Source organism: Paenibacillus sp. Z6-24 (assembly GCF_054161335.1).
In genome coordinates, this window is the sequence record NZ_CP096398.1 from 5,039,580 (window position 1) to 5,060,000 (window position 20,421).

Below are 20,421 nucleotides of genomic sequence, written 5' to 3' on the forward strand. Positions count from 1 at the left end.
TTTAACTCCTCACTATCTACAAAAAATTTACAATTATATACCCAAATCCGAATAATTAAAGTGAATATAACATTTTTGTACGTGTTTGTAAAAGAAAATCGCAATCTTGTTCATCCAATCTGCATAAATTCAGCACAATGGTATGAACAAGATTGCGACCTGTATTCATTCAGGTTAACATTCTGACCGCATAGACTTCATGGCAGAAGCCGCGCAGCCCATTGTAAATGCGGGCTACCTTGGATTCTTTGGATACGAGTCCGAAGACGGTAGGACCGCTTCCTGACATTAATACGCCATCCGCGCCCAGCTGAATCATTGCCTGTTTGAGCTGTCTTACCTCCGGATAATGCGACAGGGTAACATCTTCCAGCACATTACCCAGTTCACTGCAGATCTGCTCAAAGGAATGCTGTTCCAGCGCTGCACGCATATTCGCTGCCGACGGGTGCTGGGCAATACGGTCTGCCTGCAGGCGGCCGTATACGTTCGCTGTCGATACATTGATCGGCGGCTTGGCCAGAATCACCCAGCAGTCCGGCGGGCTCTGCAGCGGCGTCAGGATCTCTCCACGCCCTGTAGCAAGCGCCGTGCCCCCTGTAATGCAAAATGGTACATCCGAGCCGATCGAGGCTCCCAGCTTCAGCATCTCCTCATGCGGGATATGAAGGTTCCAGAGACGGTCCAGTCCCCGCAGTGCGGCTGCAGCATCACTGCTGCCGCCTGCCAGTCCGGCTGCAACCGGAATTTTCTTGTCGATATGAATGTGTACACCCTGGCGAATATGATACTTTTCCTTTACTTTCTTTGCTGCCTGATAAGCGAGATTTTTCTCGTCCAGCGGAATGTATCCGGCCTGGCTGGATATTTTGATTGTATCCCCTGCCATTTCCGAAATCGTGAGCCGGTCCGCCAGATCTACCATGGTCATGATCATCTCGACTTCATGGTAGCCATCCGGCCGCTTATGTAATACATCCAGCATCAAATTAATTTTAGCGGGCGCTTTTTCGTATAACTTCATGAGGTTCCTCCACCTTCAACAGTCCATCCGTTCTTGATCTATATTCAGACCGGCTGGCTGCCAGTCAGCATGAATAATCCATATTATAAAAAAAATAGATTATGAAGTCCATTCACAAAACAAAACAGTCTCTACCCCGAAAGGAGATAAAGACTGCTTTATGATAAAACAGTTATTCAATTCCCTGCGTATTCGATCCGCGTCTGGGAATCTTCATCGCAGACCGTAATCTCGACGGAGTCGGTTAATACGTCAGCGTAGCTGTAAGACACTCGTTCAAAAGTTTGATGATCATCATCAAGCTTTACTGTAAAAACAGAAGGGTAGGTTTCTTCTAAAACGCCAGTCCGTTCAATGGTCTTCTTGCGACCACCATTTGCACGCAAAGTGATTTTGTGCCCAACATGAGCATCAAGATTGCGTTTAATTTCCGTAAGCGCATTGTTAGCCATGCCTACAACCACCTCTTTTCCTATTCAAGTATACCAGAAAAAGAGGGATATGTCAAATGAACATTAAATTATAGCAGTCAGAAAATTATCTTGTCAACGATTATTTTCAGCGGATACCGGCGTCCAAAAACACCTTGCTGAGCACCGCATATTCTTGGAGGCTGAGCGTCTCTCCGCGTCTGGTCGGATCAATACCTGCACTGGCCAAAAGCTGTTCCAGCTGCTCCCGATCTCCACCGTTAAAGTATCGTGTTTTCAGGTTATTGGCGATCGTCTTGCGGCGTTGTACAAAGGAGGACTGCACGATATCAAAGAAATGCTGTTCATCTTCCACCTGTACGGCAGGCTGCTCGCGCAGCTTGAGACGAATGACTGCAGACTCCACATTCGGCTGAGGAATAAATACCGTCTTCGGTACGATGCAGACCAGTTCCGGCTCGCAGTAATACTGGACAGCGATGCTGAGGCTTCCGTATTCCTTGCCTCCCGGCTGTGCGGCCATCCGCTGGGCAACTTCCTTCTGGATCATGACGACAATGTTATCGAGCGGCAGGCGCTCTTCCAGTAGCTTCATCAGAATCGGAGTGGTCACATAATACGGCAGGTTGGCTACGACGCTGACTTTGTCGACACCACTGAAGTCTTCACCGAACAGTTCATGCAGATCCACTTTGAGAATATCCCCGTGACGTACATTGACGTTGGAATACTCCGACAGGGAATCCCTGAGGATCGGAATCAGCCGCTGATCAATCTCTACTGCGGTGACTGCCTTGGCCTGCTGGGCGAGACGCTCGGTGAGCGCTCCGATACCGGGACCGATCTCCAGGGCGCCGCGCTCTGGTGTCAGCTCTGCCGCTTCCACAATTTTATTTAAAATATTCGCATCGATCAGAAAGTTCTGCCCAAGGCTTTTTTTGAACGAAAATCCGTGCTTGCTGATAATTTCCTTGGTCCGTCGGGGTGTGGCAATATCGTGTCGATCACTCATTGATTTATTGTTCCTCCGCTTCCAGTTGTGAAAGTGCTGCGGCAAATTCCTCACGGGTAATGCCGAATATACGCAGCCGCTTATGAAATTGCTTGCCGTTACAGTAGCCGATACCGAGCAGATTGCCCATCTTCATTCGCCGCTCTGCCGCATCCTTGTGCATAACGAGTCCTGTCATCATCAGATCATCCCAGTCGATCAGCACTTCGGCTGATGGCATTTCCGTATGAAGACGTGCCAGTGCAGCACGGATGGAATCGGGTGATGCATTCTCGACACCGATATCCCCTTTGCGCGTGGCTTCGTCTTCCGGGATAAAGGCATGCTTGCAGCCGGGCACCTGCTGGGCCACAATTTTGCGTATACGCTCACCGGCATGATCGGGATCGGTCAGAATAATGACTCCTCTGCGCTCTTGTGCCAGCTTCACACGCCGGATCACGTCCGCACCTATGGCTGATCCGCCTGTCTCGATCGTATCCGCCTCTACCGCACGCTTGATGGCAACCGTATCATCCCTGCCTTCTACCACGATCACTTCTTTAATCACTTTTGCCTTACGCTTCCCTTCTGCGTTCATTTATGAATCTGTCTTCAGTATAACAAACAAAAAGAAGAGGATTCATCCTCTTCTTTTTGTCGGTTCTATTCACGCTCATGGTTAACCATAACTATATCATACAACAGCCCCACCGAGGCAGGCAACAGCAATCCTATCGCCAAACTAAGGTTTTACCGGGCCAATAACATACACGGTGTAGCCTGTCTTGCGACCGAATGATCTGGCCTGACTCAGGCTGTCTATATACACGTCAATTTTGTTGCCGTTAATGGCACTGCCGGTATCTTCCGCACGGCGGTAACCGATACCTTCAATGTATACCCACCATCCCATCGGGATGACGCTGGTATCGACGGCAATTGTACGTCCTTCCATCACTCTTGTACCGGAAGCGGTAGTTGTGCCCAGACCCGGTTCTGCTGAAGAATAAGCAGTAAGTGTCACATTGTTGAGTACTTTGGCATAAGAAAAGCTTTTGTCCGATTTGGAACTGCTGGATGTGTTTGCAGCGAGCAGCTTGGGCTGTTCTTTCTTGGTGCCCACCATCACAATCTTATCCTGAACTTTCGATGTCATTTTCTTGTCGATCATACGCTTGGAGACGAATTCTCCATCTTCGTAGACCTTTTCGATATACTGCACGACTTTACCCGTTTGTCCGGGTTGGATCAGCTTGGTCTTGCCTTCCAGCATACTGGCGCTGGTTTTCTTGACTACATCGTACGGGAGCTTGACTGTCTGCTTCGTTACGAATGAAGTCGTTCTAACGACTTTGATATCCATGTCCTGCTTGACTGAAGCTTCTACCGGCGGCGTCAATTTGTCCTGTTCCTTCAAATCGATTCCGGCCTGCTCCAGCGTGTTGCCTACTGTCTTGGCTGTCGTGTATACCTTTTTGGTATCTCCGTCAGCCGTGATGTTCACTGCTACCGCATGGTTAATATAGACTTTATCCCCATCCTGGATGGCGCCATTGAGCGGCATGGATACTTTATCCTGTGGTGCCAGTTGAATCTGGTGTTCCGTCAGCATATCGGAAAGCATGAGCTTGCGAGTTTCCATTTCCTGTGCTTTACCGTCGATGATGACATAAATATTTTTGCCTGCCTGATTGTACAGTACAGAGAGCAGCATAACGATGACCGCTATGACCGCCAGTGCAGTTAACGAGGCAAAGCGTAGATTTTTCTGCTTCCAACTCAGCGCGTAAGACATGCTGGATGAGCGTGAACCATGGGTTTCTTCGAAAGGAGCAATTCCCACTTCTTCCGTCCTCCTTCATAGTCTCGCCGTCTAGCTGTGACGTAAATAAAATGTGACGCGACTATATAAGAATTTTCGCAGGCCGTTTGTGTTGATGCAAGATTATCGGCATTCGACAATCTTTCATGATGTAATAGGTACCTGCGCCATGGTCAGTCCTAGCGGCTTCCTGATTCTGAACAGTGATATTCAGAATAATACACTCTTGCTTTCCCTTTTAGCCAAAACAAAAGAAGCCTATGGAAAAGCGCAAGAGCAACTCTTCCTGGCTTCCGACGATTACAACATTCGGGAAACACTAGAAAATGCGAGGTTGCCTCTGCATCGCTTACGAGGTTAGCTGTCGGGTTCGGACACTTTTTATTGCTTGTACTGCATGCCCTTTGAAGAGTCCTCCGCTCATGGCGCAAGTATCCCCAATTCACCCCAAAGACCCTGTATCAGGAATCAGACAAGTTGTCTTCCGTTACTGCTGGTTTGAATGCTGAAGACAACTGTTGGTTCCCCCGTTCTCCTATGTAGGAAACTCAGCGAGACCGAATCATGGAATCTCGTTTATCAATAACAAGATTAAATCACTGATGAAATGATATCCCGAACACAACCTCACTGTAAAGCGATAGGCAACTCCGTTTTTCTTAAAAAGTAGTTAAAATCTTGTAACATTTTAGCATTTATTCATTAAAATTCATTCATATATCCGTATAGCTCGGTTTTTCGGGGGTTTTTCTCGCTATTTCACCGTATGCCAAATAATGTAAGGGCGTTTTTGGTCGTAATTTCACTAATTTCTTCCAGCGAGACCCCTTTTAGCTCGGCAGCTGTCTCGGCTACCAGACGCACATGAGCCGACTCATTTCTTTTCCCACGATAAGGATGTGGTGTCAAATATGGGGAGTCGGTTTCAAGCAATAAACGGTCCATCGGCACCTGCTGAAGTACCTCTTTTGGCTGCTTGGCATTCTTGAATGTAATCGGTCCGCCGAACGACAAATGGAAGCCCATATCCAGACACATTTTTGCCGTCTCCCAGCTGCCCGAGAACGAGTGCATAATGCCGCCGACTTCGGACGCTTTTTCCTCTCGCAAAATACGTACAATATCTTCATGCGCTTCCCGGTTATGGATCACGATTGGCATGTTGATCGATCGTGCCAAGCCGATTTGCTCACGCAGTACACGATGCTGCACTTCTTTTGGTGATTTGTCCCAGTGATAATCCAGACCGATTTCGCCGATAGCCACTACTTTCTCGTGTTTGCATAAAGATTCAATCCATTCAAGATCCCCCGGCTGCATCGTGATCGCTTCAACCGGATGCCAGCCAACTGCCGCATAGATGAAATCATACGCTTCAACAAGCTCCATTGTTGTAGGAATCGTCTCGCGATCAAAACCTACATTTACCATCCGCGTTACACCGTTGGCATAAGCGCGTTCGATGACTTCTTTGCGATCACCATCAAAATCTTTGGAATCCAGATGGGTATGTGTATCAAATAACATATATTTAACTCTCCTTTACTTCGCCTTGCTCTATTTTTGATCCGTGAGACTTAAATTTCGAATTCCATCTGTGCCGGACCCAACTTGTCTTCGAAGATATCCGCCACCTGTTTGGACAACTGATCTTTTACCCTTTCCAGCTTTTCCTGTGGAAAGTACAGATGGTATCTGCCGCGGTGGATACCGCTGATCGAACGTACCACGTCCGACACTTCCGAGATTTCCTGCACTTTGTTTTGACGGTTGAGCAGCAGGATTTGTTTTTCTTTTTTCGGATCTCCCGGGCGGAATACGTCATAAGGCAGATCTGTCGGAAAATCGATTTCCAGATCATAGTGCGGATGAAGGCCCGCCCGCTCAAATTCGGAACGAATCTCATCGATCATATCCAGGTCGATTAATTCCGTTTCTACATATTTATAAAGTCTCCGCTCCATAAAGCGTGAACATACATCGGCCAGCATCTCGTCCTGCTCCAGCGTCCACTGCATAAAGGCTGTCTGTACAAGTGCTTCGTCTAGTAGAAGATATTCATTTACAGTCAGTGTTCCTTCAAATAAGGAAGGCAGCGGATGCGGCAGGAACCGGAACGAATATCCCTGATCATGCAGCTCTTTGGCCCGCTGGAAAATATGGCGCAGCACAATATCCGAGCTCCGGGTAACCGGATGGAAGTAAACCTGCCAGTACATCTGGTATCTGGACATAAGATAATCCTCGATCGCATGCATTCCGGATTCCTTGACCACTATCCGTCCATCATGCGGACGCAGCACACGAATAATACGGTCCATATCAATAGTGCCGTAATTGACGCCGGTAAAATAAGCATCCCGCAGCAGATAATCCATCCGGTCCGCATCCAGTGGGCTGGAGACCAGATTAACGACAATCGCTTTTTCATAATCTTTGCGGATCACGGCAGCGACCTTGTCTGCGAATCCGGGCTCTACCTCTTCCAGAATACGGTTGATCTCCGTATCGCCAAGCAAAATCCGGCAGGTCCATTCTTCATGATTCATCTCGAACGCTTCTTCAATGGAATGGGAGAATGGCCCATGTCCCAGATCATGCAGCAGTGCGGCGCAGAGTGCCACCATACGTTCTTCACTCGGCCAATCTTCATATCCTCCGCGTTCGAACTGTGAAATAATCCGCCGTGTAATCTCATATACCCCGAGAGAGTGAGAGAACCGGCTGTGTTCGGCACCATGAAAGGTCAGATAGGAAGTCCCCAGCTGACGGATCCGCCGCAATCGCTGAAATTCGGGCGTGTTGATCAAGGACCAGATTAGACGGTCCTGTACGTGGATATAATTATGAACCGGATCTTTAAAGACTTTTTCTTCTTCCAAAGGTTGTATAGGTTTCAATGTATAGCCCTCCTTTACCGAAACTTGATTCCAGTATTTTCTATGCGTTAAAATGGAATCATGTCTTTATTGTCGAACAGTGTCGTTATATACAATAAATGATTTTCCAAATCGACAAACACTTTTAATACTAATAATATCGTACAAAACCTACGTTATATAAAAAAAATTTGCACTTTTACTCTAAAAAAGGCTTTTTTATATAATTTATAGGTTGACTGATTTGGGAAACGTTGGTATTATGAATATCATAAAAGATAGAAATTTGTCGAACACTGACACTTAATAAAACAAAATTAAACCAATAAAACCAAAATTGAGAGGATTGATCAGTATGATGAAATCAACTGGTATTGTAAGAAAAGTAGACGAACTGGGACGCGTTGTTATCCCTATCGAATTGCGCCGTACACTGGGTATTGGCGAGAAAGATGCTCTGGAAATCTATGTGGATGGCGAGCGCATTATGCTCAAAAAATACGAGCCAGCTTGTATCTTCTGTGGCAATGCTGAAAATGTAACTTACTTCAAAGGTAAAATCGTTTGTAACGAATGTATTTCAGAGATCCCTGTTCCTGTGACAAAATAAATAAAATAGGTTATAATAGACCCATAAACTTATTAATTCTAACCTTTTCATATCTCCTTGGACCTTTACCCGGCATTCATTGTCTGGGTAGAGGCATTTTTTTGTTCATACGCTCCTATAAATATCCTGAACTACATTATACTTTCTTTTTATGCCTACTTCCAACTTACATAGGAAAAAGGGACCTTGACGTCGCGCCAATATCCCTTCTTACCGCTTTTCTTCTATTATAATAATTTACCCATTCTGTTATATCAATCGCAGTCTAAAGCAAAGCTTGATAGACATCTCTTTTGGAGATACCTCGGTCCTTGGCTGTCTTTTTCATCGCGTCTTTACGAGGAAGCTGCTCCTGTCGTTCATAATGTTCGACATGCTCCTCAATCGACAGCTGCTGCCACCACTCATTGGCCTCTGCCTGCGCTTCGCTGGCCGACTGGCCTTCCACTACAATACAATATTCTCCCAGCGGCGGATGTTCCTCCAACCAGGCCAGCGCTTCCTGGATCGTCCCACGAACCCATTCTTCGTGCCGCTTGGTCAGCTCCCGGGCCAGTACAACCGGACGGTTGCCCAGATGCTCCAGCATAGCTCTCAGCGTCTTGATCACCCGGTGTGGTGACTCATAAAATAAAAGTGTTCCTTCCGCAGCACGCGCTCCCTGCAGAATCTCTTCCTGTCCCCGCGCATCACGCGGCAAGAATCCGATAAAGGTAAACCGATCCGTAGACAGCCCGGAAGCGATCAGCGCAGACAGGGCTGCATTCGCTCCTGGAATAGGAACGACACGCACTCCCTGCTCCAGAGCCAGCTGTACGAGCTCCTGACCGGGGTCAGAGATGGCGGGCAGGCCGGCATCGCTGACAAGTGCCAGATTCTGTCCTTCACAGATCAGACGAATCAGTTCGGGTCCGCTCGCCTTTTTGTTATGTTCATGATAGCTGACCAGCTTGCGCGGCGTAATCTCAAAATGGCTCAGCAGTTTGCGGGTTTGACGGGTATCCTCTGCAGCCAGAATATCGCATTCCTGCAGGGTCCGTACCGCGCGATACGTCATATCTTCCAGATTACCAATCGGTGTCGCCACCAGATATAGAATACCGGCTTCCCCGGCAGGATGGTTCTCCATATGCTGAGCAGCAAAGCTTTTCTGAATCTGTATGCTCATAATGACTCCTTTTGCCCATAATAAATATCCATAATTTCGGGTACATATTCGTTATTCTCATTATATACGATTAGCGGCGGCAGAATACGCAGTTCCGGCTTGCCGGCACGCAGTCCTTCCACCAACACCATATTGGCTTCCATATTGACACGAGGGTGTACATATCGAACCCGTTTGGGCTCAACTCCATACGTACGCATCAGGGACAGAATATCGACGAGTCGGTGTGGACGATGAACCATTGCCATTTTCCCGCCTGTACGTAGCAGCTGAGACGCGGTACGAATTACGTCTTCCAGTGTACAGCCAATCTCGTGACGCGCCATCGCTTGATGAATGTTCAGCTTGATATCACTGCCTGTAAGCTGGGCATAGGGAGGATTCACTGTCACAGCGTCATAGCTGCCATGCTCTCCGGTCAGCGGCATTTCCTTCAGATCCTGTTCCCGGATTGTAATCCGCTCTTCCAGCCCGTTCAGGGCTATGCTGCGCCGTGCCATACTTGCCAGACGTTCCTGAATCTCGACGCCTTCGATTGCTGCGCGGGTCCGTGTGCTCAGTAGCAGCGGTACGACCCCATTGCCGGTACACAGATCCATGATCCGTCCCTGCGGCGGTACACTGGCAAAGCGGGCGAGCAGTACAGCATCCATGGAAAAACTGAACACTTCGCGGCTCTGGATAATTTTGAGATTATTGGTTAACAGATCATCGATCCGTTCCCCCGGTTCGGTAAATTCCTGGTTCATAATTATTCCTTTCCATATTCCGGCTACATAAAAGCCGCGGATGCACTCCGCGGCTTATAGTATACATTATTCGGATTTATTCAAAAACGATAGGCAGAACAGACAGTCACCTTCTGTACGCAAGTGTCCATAATAGACATTACAGATATGAAATCCTTCATGGTACAGACGTGCCAGATTATCGTACCCTTCTCCAACCACTTCCGGATAGGGATGACTGTGCGTGTCTTTGAGAATCTCGACAATTTGTGGTTCTGCCACTTTTACTTCAACAGGTACTTCTTTTTTGAGTACACGGCGCAGCTGCTCATTTTCAATTGTGAGACGCTGATTTTCCTCCAGTAACTCTTTAACGGCAAGCTTTAATCTTCCCATATCTCCGTGCATATGGTTCATTTGTGTCTCCAGTTCATGAATATGCTCAAAAAGATTTTTCTTTTCCAAGTTTCCACCTCAAAAGCAGCCTTTGACCGGTTTACTTCACAACCACCTCATCAAACGGCAGTTCCTTGACCTTGCTGATATCGAAGATTTGGACATGCACAGTTCTGGAATTCGCATTGATGCCCACAACTTTGCCATCCCCCAACGAGGTGACGACAAATTTCCCCACAGCAGGAAGTTCTTCTTTGATACTTTCATAATTGTCATGTTCAAACTTCAGACAACACATCAGACGGCCGCACAATCCTGAGATTTTGGTCGGGTTCAGAGACAGGCTCTGATCCTTGGCCATTTTAATCGATACAGGTTCAAAATCACCCAGCCAGGAAGAACAACACAGGATTCGTCCACATGGACCAATCCCACCCAGCATCTTCGCTTCATCTCGAACTCCGATTTGTCGAAGCTCGATCCGTGTACGGAAAATGCTGGCCAGATCCTTGACCAGTTCCCGGAAATCCACTCTGCCTTCCGCAGTAAAGTAAAAAATGATCTTATTGCGGTCGAATGTATATTCAACGTCGACCAGCTTCATTTTGAGCTGGTGTTCTTTGATTTTCTTCAGACAAGTTGCAAATGCATTCTTCGCCGCAACCCGGTTTTCTTCAACGATCTGTGCATCTTCATTACCGGCAATCCGGATGACCTTCTTCAAAGGAAGAACCACATCATCCTCGTTCACCTGCTTGCGCCCGATGACAACCTTACCATACTCGATGCCTCTTGCTGTCTCAACAATAACATGCTGCTCGCTGTCCACTGCAAATTCAAGCGGATCAAAGTAATATATTTTACCCGCTTTTTTGAAGCGGACGCCTACTACGTTATACAAAAGATAAGCCTCCTCATTTGCCAATACCGTTCCTACTAATTGCTGCAAAAACGATAAGAAGATCCCTTCTAGTTCTCACGGACATGGCGTGTTTTGAAAAAGTCGCTGCTCTTCCAGTAATGTGTTCCGCACGATGTATACACTGCCCGTCCAGTTACAGAAGTTTCCTCTATACCTTAGCCACTTACCCCTATGAGAAATTGCTCCATACACAGCTGCCCATTCACATGGGATCGGAGCATTTTCTTAGATTCGGCAGCAAGCGCCATACAGGATATCCAATGCTGCATGCTGCGGGTGTGAGCCACCTTGGAGAGAGACTCTAACTGATCTATAAAAACGATACTTTCATTTCTGCCGATCTGGATATGGATCATATCTTTGAACCATAAGTGGAAAAGATCAAATACTTGCTCCAGATGATCTCCCAGTCCGCCCTTGAACAGCTTTTGCTGCGCGGTTATGAGGCTGATGCTTCCTCTACCGGCGGATTCCTTCCCTAATTGTAACACTACGTTTCTAATTTCTGCAAACCAATTCTCACTCAGAAGTTCACGACATTCATCCGGGTCGGAAGCGATCTGTACTGCACACCTCACCAGAGGCATTGGAAAATTCTCATCCGCCAGAATTTGCGTCATTTGCTGCGGATCCAACGCGGTAAACATGACTGGCTGTGTACGTGAACGAATCGTCGGCAAAATGGACTGCACATTTTCAGTCAACAAAATGGCGACAGCCGGCGCAGGCGGTTCCTCCAGAAATTTGAGCAGACTATTGGAAGCCTGTACCGACATTTTATCGGCATCTTTGATAATATATATTTTACGGTTGCCCGCTTCGGAACGATAGGAAAAAATCCGCTGCAATTCGCGAATTTGTTCAATTTTGATCGAACTGCCATCCGGCACTACCAGGTGAAAATCAGGATGATTGCCATGCTCCATCTTACGGCATTCAATGCATTCTCCGCATGCTTCTTCACTCTGATGGGTGCATACCAGCGCCTGTGCAAAGCTGCGGGCCATTTTCAGTTGGCCGCTGCCACCTGGCCCGTTAAACAGATAGGCATGTGAGATTTTGTGGTTGCGCAGTCCGTTCTGTAGAACACGTTTTGCCATTTCCTGTCCAATAATTTCCTGAAAAGACATACTTCCTCCTTAGCGTACCCTGCAGCCGTGCACACTGCCTGTTCATACCGCAGCTGCCACATTCCTGCAGGCTTACTCTCCTGCCTGGATAGTCAGTCGTGAAATGTTGTGCGGGATCAGTACAGGAAATTGACCAGCAAGCCGCGAATTTCACCCATCCGCTGCAGCAGTTCAATTCTTCCCTGCTCACTGTTCAGCAGATCTTCCGCCATGCTGATCAGCGCCGCATCGACTTCATCAAGCAGTTTATACTTCTTGCTGCGTCCACGACGATCAAAGCTGTGCGTTTCTTTTAACTTGATACCGCGACGAACCGTATCTTCCAGAAAGCGTTTGACCAGCATCTGATAAGATTTCAGTTCGCGCAGTGTCATGGATTTAGCCAGACGTTCACCCTGCATTTGAATTTCCCTGAATTGACGTTGTACTTCGTCATGTGTAGCCTGTGTACCATGATTTTGCAGTACATCCGAGAAGTTCTTTTGCTGTACTACTTTATTGGGTGTATCCGATATAACAGGGTTACTCTTCATCATCGGGTAACCGGGATTAATTTTCATAAATATCTTCCTTTCCATTGCACCTGTAATAGGAACACACTGGTTCTTAACCATCCTTTTATTGTAATTAGCATACGCTAAATCATTTCCTGTCTGATCGACCTGCCAAATACTGATATATATATCAGTATCGTTAAAAAGCGGTCATTAAAGAATAGCAAATCGTAAAAAAAAGAAATTTATGTTTCATTTATAACAAACCATCATACCGCAGCATGAAATGGCGTACAGTCTGCACATTTAAGTCTGTATAAAGAAGATGGACCGGTTCCAGTAACTGTCCCCGATCCTTACCTTCTATTTATTATACTATTTATTGTATGCTATGTTGCATAGGAATTACGTAAATTTACACTTTTCCTGAATTCAATGAAAGAAAAATGGATTAGAAGTGCTCAAACCGCTCGACCGGCAGTACAAATACGGTTGCTCCGCCCACTTGAACTTCTACCGGCAATGGCAGATACGAATCGGTCGTACCGCTCATTGGCGTAACAGGAGTAACCAGTTGCTCACGAATTTTACAGCTGTTGCGGATAACGTCCATTACCGCTTCGATCTGACTGTCATCTACCCCGATCAGAAATGTTGTATTTCCCGCACGCAGGAATCCCCCGGTACTGGCCAGCTTGGTTGCACGGAAGTTCGCCTTTACCAGCTCTCCGGATAAACGGTTACTGTCTTTATCTTGTACGATCGCTATAATCAGTTTCATTATCATGGCCTCCTCGATCAGAATCTATCATCACTTTCTTTTATTACTCATTTGACACAACCAACTCAAAATCCTTTTCCAACCCTGGTTCCAATATTGTAACCACTTTGTTCTATTCTAACTCACTTGCTTGCTCGGATTTGGAGGCAAGCAGCCGGTCGATCACCTGTCGAATCTCTTCAAACACTTTTTCCTCGCTCTGCTCACCATTTATAATAATGAACTGATCCGTATACTCTTGGGACAACTTTATATAACCCTGATACACGCGATGATGGAAATCAATGGCTTCCAGATCGAGCCGGTTAATCTCACGATCGCTGGTTTTGGCCATAATTCGCTCCAGACCCACTTCCGGACGAACATTAATATAGATGTTCACATCGGCCCAGTATTCCCGATCATCAACCTGAATAGCCAGACGGTTGATATCCAGTACCGCCTGTCCCAGCTCCCGTCCATAACCCTGATAGGCAAGCGACGACATAACGTACCGGTCACAGATGACCAACTGGCCTGACTGTAGCGCTGGGATTACTTTCTGGATCAGATGCTCCCTGCGGGCACTGGCATAGAGCAGACACTCTGTCAGACCGCTCATATGATTGTCCACATTCAGAATCACATTCCGAATCTGCTCCGATACCGAGATGCCACCCGGTTCACGTGTCGATAAAAAGGATATCTCTTTCACGGCAAGATACTGCTTGATCCGCTCCAGTTGACTGGTTTTGCCGCTTCCATCCATACCTTCAATTGCAATAAACAACCCATTTGGCTTCATTCTATTCCTGCTTTCCATATCCAATGGTCCAGACGACGGGCTGGCCTCATCTTTTGATGTTACTGCAGCTCTTTTGGTAGTACTGCAGCTTTTTGATAATACTTGCAGCAGCCTGTGTGTTTCTGCTGCCTTCAGGATTCCTTATGCTCTTATTATATCATAAGGAACTTTCTATCATTTTATAGTATTAAAAACTGCTTTAATCCGCTCGGATTATATTTCGACGGCTCCAATTCTTAGCGTACTCTAAAAGGCTAGCATTCATCTATTATGGTCATATGTTATATAAATCGATCTATATATGAGTCAATTTATCGGTATGACTTTATTTAAGTTTCGAAAAGGCGACGAACAACTCAACTGTCTGGTGGTAATCACTTAAAAGAGTCGGTCAGTGCATCAACATTACCATTTATGATATCTATTGTGTTTTAATTCTATCCTGTATAGATCGCTGGAAGACACGAATACTTTGTAGAGAGGAATCTGCTGCCCCTTGAACTTTCATATGGTTATCACGGACAAGCAGAAGCTGCTCATGCACCTGTCTGCCAATCCGTTCACCTGGATACAATATCGGTATTCCTGGCGGATAAGGAATGATCATTTCAGCACTTTCTCTTCCCCTGGCCTGCTCCAGTATAACTGTCTCAATCTGCTCTTCCGATACAGGTATCATTGTAAATTCAATTGGTTCAGATATCAGAGGGATGCCCTGACTCTGTACATCCGAATCAGGTTGGTCTGTATTACACTGCTTCACAGATATGTCTGAATTCAAAGTTGCCTGCTCTGCAATCATATCATTAGCAAGGATTTCATTTAGAAAATGTGAGCCCGTTCCTCTTTTTAAATGCTTTAAGCTCTCCAGTTCTTTTATTACTTTTCCTGCACTCCCATCAATGAATAATGCTTTTAATGTTTTTAGTTCTTTTATATCACTTTCTTCTTTAATACCTTTTTCTTCTATACTTATACTATGCTTTACTTCAATCTGCTGCAGCGCATGCAGAGCCTGCTGAGCATCTTCCATACGCGACCCCAGACTGAACACCAGCACTACATAACGTTCATCACTCATTTCGGCAAAACATCCGTACTGCTCCAACAGTTTTTGCAGCTGTGTGCCGGACAGATGATGCAGACGATCATAGATAACCACTTTAAACGGATCCTGTGTCCAGCAGGATAGATTTCTCCCATCTCGATCTGCATCCGTATTTTTCGCTGCTTCCCCATTCATAGATTTTTTGTTATAAATAGCTGAGTCTACCTCTAATACACCAAACCGGCTGTTTCCAGCTACTCCCTCCACAAAATGATCTCTTGCCTGTAGTCCCTTTGTAAATAATTCTGCTCCGTACATATCAAGCAAATAGCGGCTCAAATCAAGGGAAGCCATGATGGGATAAGAAGGACTGGAACTTTGAAGCATCGTCAGACGCTGTTTCAGCAGTGAACGGTTAATTAAGGGGCCTTGAACATGCAGCATGGCTCCCATCGTCATTGCTGCGAGCATCTTGTGAGTAGACTGTACGACGCCGTCAGCCCCTGCTCTCAGCGCGCTGGTTGGAAAGCGTGGATGATGATTATAATGCGCTCCATGGGCTTCATCGACCAGCAGGGGGACATGATGAGTATGACACTCTGCTGCAATTGCCGCCAGATCGGTACCTATCCCATAATAATTGGGCGCCGTTAGCATAACAGCTTTAGCTCCAGGATAATTGTGCAGCGCTTCCCGTACATTCTGTAAACTAGGAACTACTGCCAGCTCACTGCCAGGCTCCATATCAGGTGCTAGAAAGACAGCTTTGGCCCCAGCCATCATTAATCCGTGAATAATCGACTTGTGTACATTACGTTGAACAATAACGATATCTCCTGGATGAGTACATGCAGTTAGCAGCAAAGCCAGATTGCCTGATGTACTGCCACCGACCAACCAGTATGTTTCTTCTGCACCAAAACACTCTGCCGCCAGCTGCTGTCCCTCCAAGATCACTTCCTCTGGATGGTGCAGATCATCCGTCCCCTCAATTTCCGTAACATCTATTCTTAACATAGGTCCCAGCAGATCCTGCCCGAAAGCTTCCAGTAAATCAGCCGATTGATATACCGTTCCATTTTTATGCCCCGGTACATGAAAGCTCCGCTGACCGGAAGAAGCATACCGCACGAGCTTTTCATACAATGGTGCCCTACCGTTCCGTGCATTACCAGCATTACCCATCTCAAAAAGTTTATCCCCTATAGCAGATTGTTCATTTTTTTTATAATTCATAATGTCATTCCCATAAATTTATTGTACGCTATAGCGTATTCTTATTATAATCATAACAATAGGCATTGTTCTATGATACTAACTACTCTACCGGTGATTCCGAATGTAAGTTACCACACTCATATTTCCATAAAGCTCAATGGATTCCCTATAAGAATTGAGTCTAAAGGGCTGTATTGAAATAATTGTAGGAAACCGATATACATATGGAGTACTATTTAAAACATGCAGAAAGGTGGATTGCGCCCATATGGCAGCAGAGCCTCAGCAAAATGCAACATTTTATCAATACAAACTTATCAAAAAATGGACAATCTCTAAGCTATGGTTCTGGAGCTATCTATCTCTGCCTATTATCGCATTGATTATAGAGCTGTACTATTTTTCTTGGGAGAGCATCGGCTTCTGGTTGCTATCTTTTCCCCTGGTGCTATGGATCCAATTTGTAATATCCCGATCTGTACTCATTATGACAGTGAATCATATGCGCAAAAGATGGCATTTCCAATTCCAATATCCCTGGATTGGCTATTTGCCTGATCAATACATGGGCTATTCGATATTCCGACGTGTATTACTACATACAACATGGATCGGTCTTTGCGTTACTGCCGTCTTGTTTATGTGGCTTCCCATTTCCTTCTCTGCCTCCCTGGTTGTATGGCATCTCTGGCTATGCATTCCACGCCTCATGATTTTATTGCGGCTAACAAGACAACGCAAAGATGGTATGCTTAAACTGAGTAAAGAAGATGTTTCTTATTATATCAGCTGACTAATAACAAATAGCTGATTATCCTATATGTAAGGGAAAAAAAGAATAGATGATGATCCCCAATGACTATTACCGATAAAGATCTCTATTACAACGTATCAAGTAAAAATGCATAAAACCCACCTGCTACTTCTCTTTAAGTTCACAGAAAAGAAGCGGGTGGCTTTTTGTATATCAGACTATTTATTAAACTAATAATTAAAACAGGAGCCATATAAAAAAGACGCTATCCAGTTGGATAACGTCTTTCTTTTTCGTCGCTTGGCAACGTCCTACTCTCCCAGGACCCTGCGGTCCAAGTACCATCGGCGCTGGAGGGCTTAACGGTCGTGTTCGGGATGGGTACGTGTGGAACCCCTCCGCCATCATCACCAAACGTCTTGCCTTGCAGGTGTTGATCACCTGAAAACTGAATCCGAAACGAAACTTCGCTGTTTTAGAAGCTTTTTGGATAAGCCCTCGACCGATTAGTATTGGTCAGCTCCATGCATTGCTGCACTTCCACCCCCAACCTATCTACCTCGTCGTCTTCAAGGGGTCTTACTAATTGGGAAATCTCATCTTGAGGGGGGCTTCACGCTTAGATGCTTTCAGCGCTTATCCCTTCCGCACGTAGCTACCCAGCGATGCTCCTGGCGGAACAACTGGTACACCAGCGGTGCGTCCATCCCGGTCCTCTCGTACTAAGGACAGCTCCTCTCAAATTTCCTACGCCCACGACAGATAGGGACCGAACTGTCTCACGACGTTCTGAACCCAGCTCGCGTACCGCTTTAATGGGCGAACAGCCCAACCCTTGGGACCTACTTCAGCCCCAGGATGCGATGAGCCGACATCGAGGTGCCAAACCTCCCCGTCGATGTGGACTCTTGGGGGAGATAAGCCTGTTATCCCCAGGGTAGCTTTTATCCGTTGAGCGATGGCCCTTCCATGCGGTACCACCGGATCACTAAGCCCGACTTTCGTCCCTGCTCGACTTGTAGGTCTCGCAGTCAAGCTCCCTTATGCCTTTACACTCTTCGAATGATTTCCAACCATTCTGAGGGAACCTTAGGGCGCCTCCGTTACATTTTAGGAGGCGACCGCCCCAGTCAAACTGCCCACCTGACACGGTCCCTGTACCGGATTACGGTACCAGGTTAGAACTCAGATGCGATCAGGGTGGTATCCCAACGGCGCCTCCAAGGAAGCTTGCGCTCCCTCTTCGTAGGCTCCCACCTATCCTGTACAAATCGCACCCCAGTTCAATATCAAGCTGCAGTAAAGCTCCATGGGGTCTTTCCGTCTTGTCGCGGGTAACCTGCATCTTCACAGGTATTAAAATTTCACCGGATCTCTCGTTGAGACAGCGCCCAAATCGTTACGCCATTCGTGCGGGTCAGAATTTACCTGACAAGGAATTTCGCTACCTTAGGACCGTTATAGTTACGGCCGCCGTTTACTGGGGCTTCGGTTCATAGCTTCGCTTGCGCTAACCACTCCCCTTAACCTTCCAGCACCGGGCAGGCGTCAGCCCGTATACTTCGCCTTGCGGCTTCGCACAGACCTGTGTTTTTGCTAAACAGTCGCTTGGGCCTTTTCACTGCGGCCCCCTCGTGCTATTCACACTACCGGGGCACCCCTTCTCCCGAAGTTACGGGGTCATTTTGCCGAGTTCCTTAACGAGAGTTCTTCCGCGCGCCTTAGAATTCTCTTCTCGCCCACCTGTGTCGGTTTGCGGTACGGGCACCTGCTTCCTGGCTAGAGGCTTTTCTTGGCAGTGTGAGATCATGACCTTCGCTACTGTAATTTTCGCTCCCCATCACAGCCTGGCCTTAGAGTGTGCGGATTTACCTACACACAAGCCTCACTGCTTGGACGGACATCCATCAGTCCGCGTCACTACCCTCCTGCGTCACCCCATTGCTCATAACGGCTTTCGGTGGTACAGGAATTTCAACCTGTTGTCCGTCGACTACGCCTTTCGGCCTCGCCTTAGGTCCCGACTTACCCTGAGAGGACGAGCCTTCCTCAGGAACCCTTGGGCTTTCGGCGGATCAGATTCTCACTGATCTTTTCGTTACTCATACCGGCATTCTCACTTGAATTCTGTCCAGCGCTCCTTACGGTACACCTTCAACCTAAATTCAACGCTCCCCTACCCCTGATGCGATGCATCAAGCCATAGCTTCGGTGGTGTGTTTAGCCCCGTTACATTTTCGGCGCAGAGTCACTCGACCAGTGAGCTATTACGCACTCTTTCAATGGTGGCTGCTTCTAAGCCAACATCCTGGTTGTCTAAGCAACTCCACATCCTTTCCCACTTAACACACACTTGGGGACCTTAGCTGATGGTCTGGGCTGTTTCCCTTTTGACAATGGACCTTAGCACCCACTGTCTGACTCCCGGAATAAAGTCTGCGGCATTCGGAGTTTGACTGAACTTGGTAACCCTTGCGGGCCCCGCATCCAATCAGTGCTCTACCTCCGCGACTCACCTTCCGAGGCTAGCCCTAAAGCTATTTCGGGGAGAACCAGCTATCTCCGGGTTCGATTGGAATTTCTCCGCTACCCCCACCTCATCCCCGCACTTTTCAACGTGCGTGGGTTCGGACCTCCAGTACGTGTTACCGTACCTTCATCCTGGACAGGGGTAGATCACCCGGTTTCGGGTCTACGTCCACGTACTAAGTCGCCCTATTCAGACTCGCTTTCGCTGCGGCTCCGGCTTTTCACCTTAACCTTGCACGGGAACGTAACTCGCCGGTTCATTCTACAAAAGGCACGCCATCACCCCTATATCGGGCTCTGACTTTTTGTAAGCACACGGTTTCAGGTTCTATTTCACTCCCCTTCCGGGGTCCTTTTCACCTTTCCCTCACGGTACTGCTTCACTATCGGTCGCTAGGGAGTATTTAGCCTTACCAGATGGTCCTGGCAGATTCATACGGGGTTTCACGTGCCCCGCACTACTCGGGATCCGTCTCGGAGAGAACTGACTTTCAGCTACAGGGCTTTCACCTACTATGGCGGGCCTTTCCAGACCTCTTCACTTACCCAGTTCCTTTGTAACTCCAAAGAGACGTCCCACAACCCCAAGAAGCAAGCTTCTTGGTTTAGGCTGTTCCGCGTTCGCTCGCCGCTACTGACGGAATCACTCTTGTTTTCTCTTCCTGAGGGTACTTAGATGTTTCAGTTCCCCTCGTCTGCCTCTGCACAT

Annotated in this window: 18 protein-coding genes, 2 rRNA genes and 1 riboswitch (1 of these 21 cut by a window edge); of the genes, 2 read left to right on the plus strand and 18 right to left on the minus strand. The window is 47.1% G+C overall.

Annotation, left to right across the window (positions count from 1 at the left end):
- Positions 1 to 169 precede the first annotated feature (169 nt).
- The 7 genes from ispE to M1D61_RS21855 form a co-directional block, all read right to left on the minus strand.
- Entirely contained in the window at positions 170 to 1,024 is an 855-nt protein-coding gene (gene ispE / locus M1D61_RS21825; protein ID WP_458120587.1) for a 4-(cytidine 5'-diphospho)-2-C-methyl-D-erythritol kinase, read from the minus strand.
- 176 nt (positions 1,025 to 1,200) lie between these two features.
- Positions 1,201 to 1,476 (minus strand): biofilm formation stimulator Veg, encoded by a 276-nt coding sequence (veg, locus tag M1D61_RS21830; protein ID WP_458120588.1) that lies wholly within the window; start codon positions 1,474 to 1,476, stop codon positions 1,201 to 1,203.
- A 106-nt stretch (positions 1,477 to 1,582) separates the two neighbouring features.
- Entirely contained in the window at positions 1,583 to 2,467 is an 885-nt protein-coding gene (rsmA, locus tag M1D61_RS21835; protein WP_458120589.1) for a 16S rRNA (adenine(1518)-N(6)/adenine(1519)-N(6))-dimethyltransferase RsmA, read from the minus strand.
- Between the two features lie 4 nt (positions 2,468 to 2,471).
- Positions 2,472 to 3,017 carry a ribonuclease M5 gene (gene rnmV, locus M1D61_RS21840; RefSeq protein WP_458122586.1) on the minus strand — a complete coding sequence of 182 codons (546 nt, stop codon included), beginning with the start codon at positions 3,015 to 3,017 and terminating at the stop codon, positions 2,472 to 2,474.
- 174 nt (positions 3,018 to 3,191) lie between these two features.
- Positions 3,192 to 4,292 carry a ubiquitin-like domain-containing protein gene (locus tag M1D61_RS21845; RefSeq protein WP_458120590.1) on the minus strand — a complete coding sequence of 367 codons (1,101 nt, stop codon included), beginning with the start codon at positions 4,290 to 4,292 and terminating at the stop codon, positions 3,192 to 3,194.
- A gap of 310 nt (positions 4,293 to 4,602) precedes the next feature.
- Positions 4,603 to 4,835, minus strand: a riboswitch (cyclic di-AMP (ydaO/yuaA leader).
- Between the two features lie 195 nt (positions 4,836 to 5,030).
- Entirely contained in the window at positions 5,031 to 5,798 is a 768-nt protein-coding gene (locus M1D61_RS21850; protein ID WP_458120591.1) for a TatD family hydrolase, read from the minus strand.
- Positions 5,799 to 5,848: 50 nt separating this feature from the next.
- Positions 5,849 to 7,171, minus strand: coding sequence for an HD domain-containing protein (locus M1D61_RS21855; protein ID WP_458120592.1), 1,323 nt, complete (start codon positions 7,169 to 7,171; stop codon positions 5,849 to 5,851).
- Between the two features lie 334 nt (positions 7,172 to 7,505).
- On the opposite strand from M1D61_RS21855, the gene M1D61_RS21860 reads away from it, so the two are divergent.
- On the plus strand, positions 7,506 to 7,760 hold the full coding sequence (locus M1D61_RS21860; RefSeq protein WP_017815545.1) for an AbrB/MazE/SpoVT family DNA-binding domain-containing protein: 255 nt from the start codon (positions 7,506 to 7,508) through the stop codon (positions 7,758 to 7,760).
- 265 nt (positions 7,761 to 8,025) lie between these two features.
- Here the strand turns inward: M1D61_RS21860 and rsmI are convergent, their stop codons facing one another.
- The 9 genes from rsmI to M1D61_RS21905 all read right to left on the minus strand — a co-directional run bounded on the left by rsmI (position 8,026) and on the right by M1D61_RS21905 (position 16,447).
- The gene (gene rsmI / locus M1D61_RS21865; protein WP_458120593.1) at positions 8,026 to 8,928 is read right to left on the minus strand and encodes a 16S rRNA (cytidine(1402)-2'-O)-methyltransferase; all 903 of its coding nucleotides are present in this window, start codon (positions 8,926 to 8,928) and stop codon (positions 8,026 to 8,028) included.
- Complete coding sequence (locus M1D61_RS21870; RefSeq protein WP_458120594.1) at positions 8,925 to 9,677, minus strand: tRNA1(Val) (adenine(37)-N6)-methyltransferase; 753 nt, start codon at positions 9,675 to 9,677, stop codon at positions 8,925 to 8,927. Before M1D61_RS21870 ends, rsmI begins: the two co-directional genes overlap by 4 nt.
- A gap of 66 nt (positions 9,678 to 9,743) precedes the next feature.
- Positions 9,744 to 10,121 carry a DNA replication initiation control protein YabA gene (gene yabA, locus M1D61_RS21875; protein WP_458120595.1) on the minus strand — a complete coding sequence of 126 codons (378 nt, stop codon included), beginning with the start codon at positions 10,119 to 10,121 and terminating at the stop codon, positions 9,744 to 9,746.
- A gap of 31 nt (positions 10,122 to 10,152) precedes the next feature.
- A complete protein-coding gene (locus tag M1D61_RS21880) occupies positions 10,153 to 10,953 on the minus strand; it encodes a PSP1 domain-containing protein (RefSeq protein WP_017815549.1) in 801 nt (266 codons plus the stop codon).
- 176 nt (positions 10,954 to 11,129) lie between these two features.
- Complete coding sequence (gene holB / locus M1D61_RS21885; RefSeq protein WP_458120596.1) at positions 11,130 to 12,104, minus strand: DNA polymerase III subunit delta'; 975 nt, start codon at positions 12,102 to 12,104, stop codon at positions 11,130 to 11,132.
- 116 nt (positions 12,105 to 12,220) lie between these two features.
- The gene (locus M1D61_RS21890; RefSeq protein WP_458120597.1) at positions 12,221 to 12,664 is read right to left on the minus strand and encodes a YaaR family protein; all 444 of its coding nucleotides are present in this window, start codon (positions 12,662 to 12,664) and stop codon (positions 12,221 to 12,223) included.
- A gap of 385 nt (positions 12,665 to 13,049) precedes the next feature.
- Entirely contained in the window at positions 13,050 to 13,379 is a 330-nt protein-coding gene (locus tag M1D61_RS21895; RefSeq protein ID WP_017815552.1) for a cyclic-di-AMP receptor, read from the minus strand.
- 112 nt (positions 13,380 to 13,491) lie between these two features.
- A complete protein-coding gene (gene tmk, locus M1D61_RS21900; protein ID WP_458120598.1) occupies positions 13,492 to 14,163 on the minus strand; it encodes a dTMP kinase in 672 nt (223 codons plus the stop codon).
- Between the two features lie 421 nt (positions 14,164 to 14,584).
- Positions 14,585 to 16,447, minus strand: a complete 1,863-nt coding sequence (locus tag M1D61_RS21905; protein ID WP_458120599.1) for an aminotransferase class I/II-fold pyridoxal phosphate-dependent enzyme — start codon at positions 16,445 to 16,447, stop codon at positions 14,585 to 14,587.
- Between the two features lie 250 nt (positions 16,448 to 16,697).
- Between M1D61_RS21905 and M1D61_RS21910 the strand changes: the two genes are divergently transcribed.
- Positions 16,698 to 17,222, plus strand: coding sequence for a hypothetical protein (locus M1D61_RS21910; RefSeq protein ID WP_458120600.1), 525 nt, complete (start codon positions 16,698 to 16,700; stop codon positions 17,220 to 17,222).
- A 259-nt stretch (positions 17,223 to 17,481) separates the two neighbouring features.
- Here M1D61_RS21910 and rrf read toward each other — a convergent pair.
- Both rrf and M1D61_RS21920 read right to left on the minus strand, forming a co-directional pair.
- Positions 17,482 to 17,598 (minus strand): 5S ribosomal RNA (rrf, locus tag M1D61_RS21915).
- A 71-nt stretch (positions 17,599 to 17,669) separates the two neighbouring features.
- A 23S ribosomal RNA gene (locus M1D61_RS21920) occupies positions 17,670 to 20,421 on the minus strand (it continues 171 nt past the right edge of the window).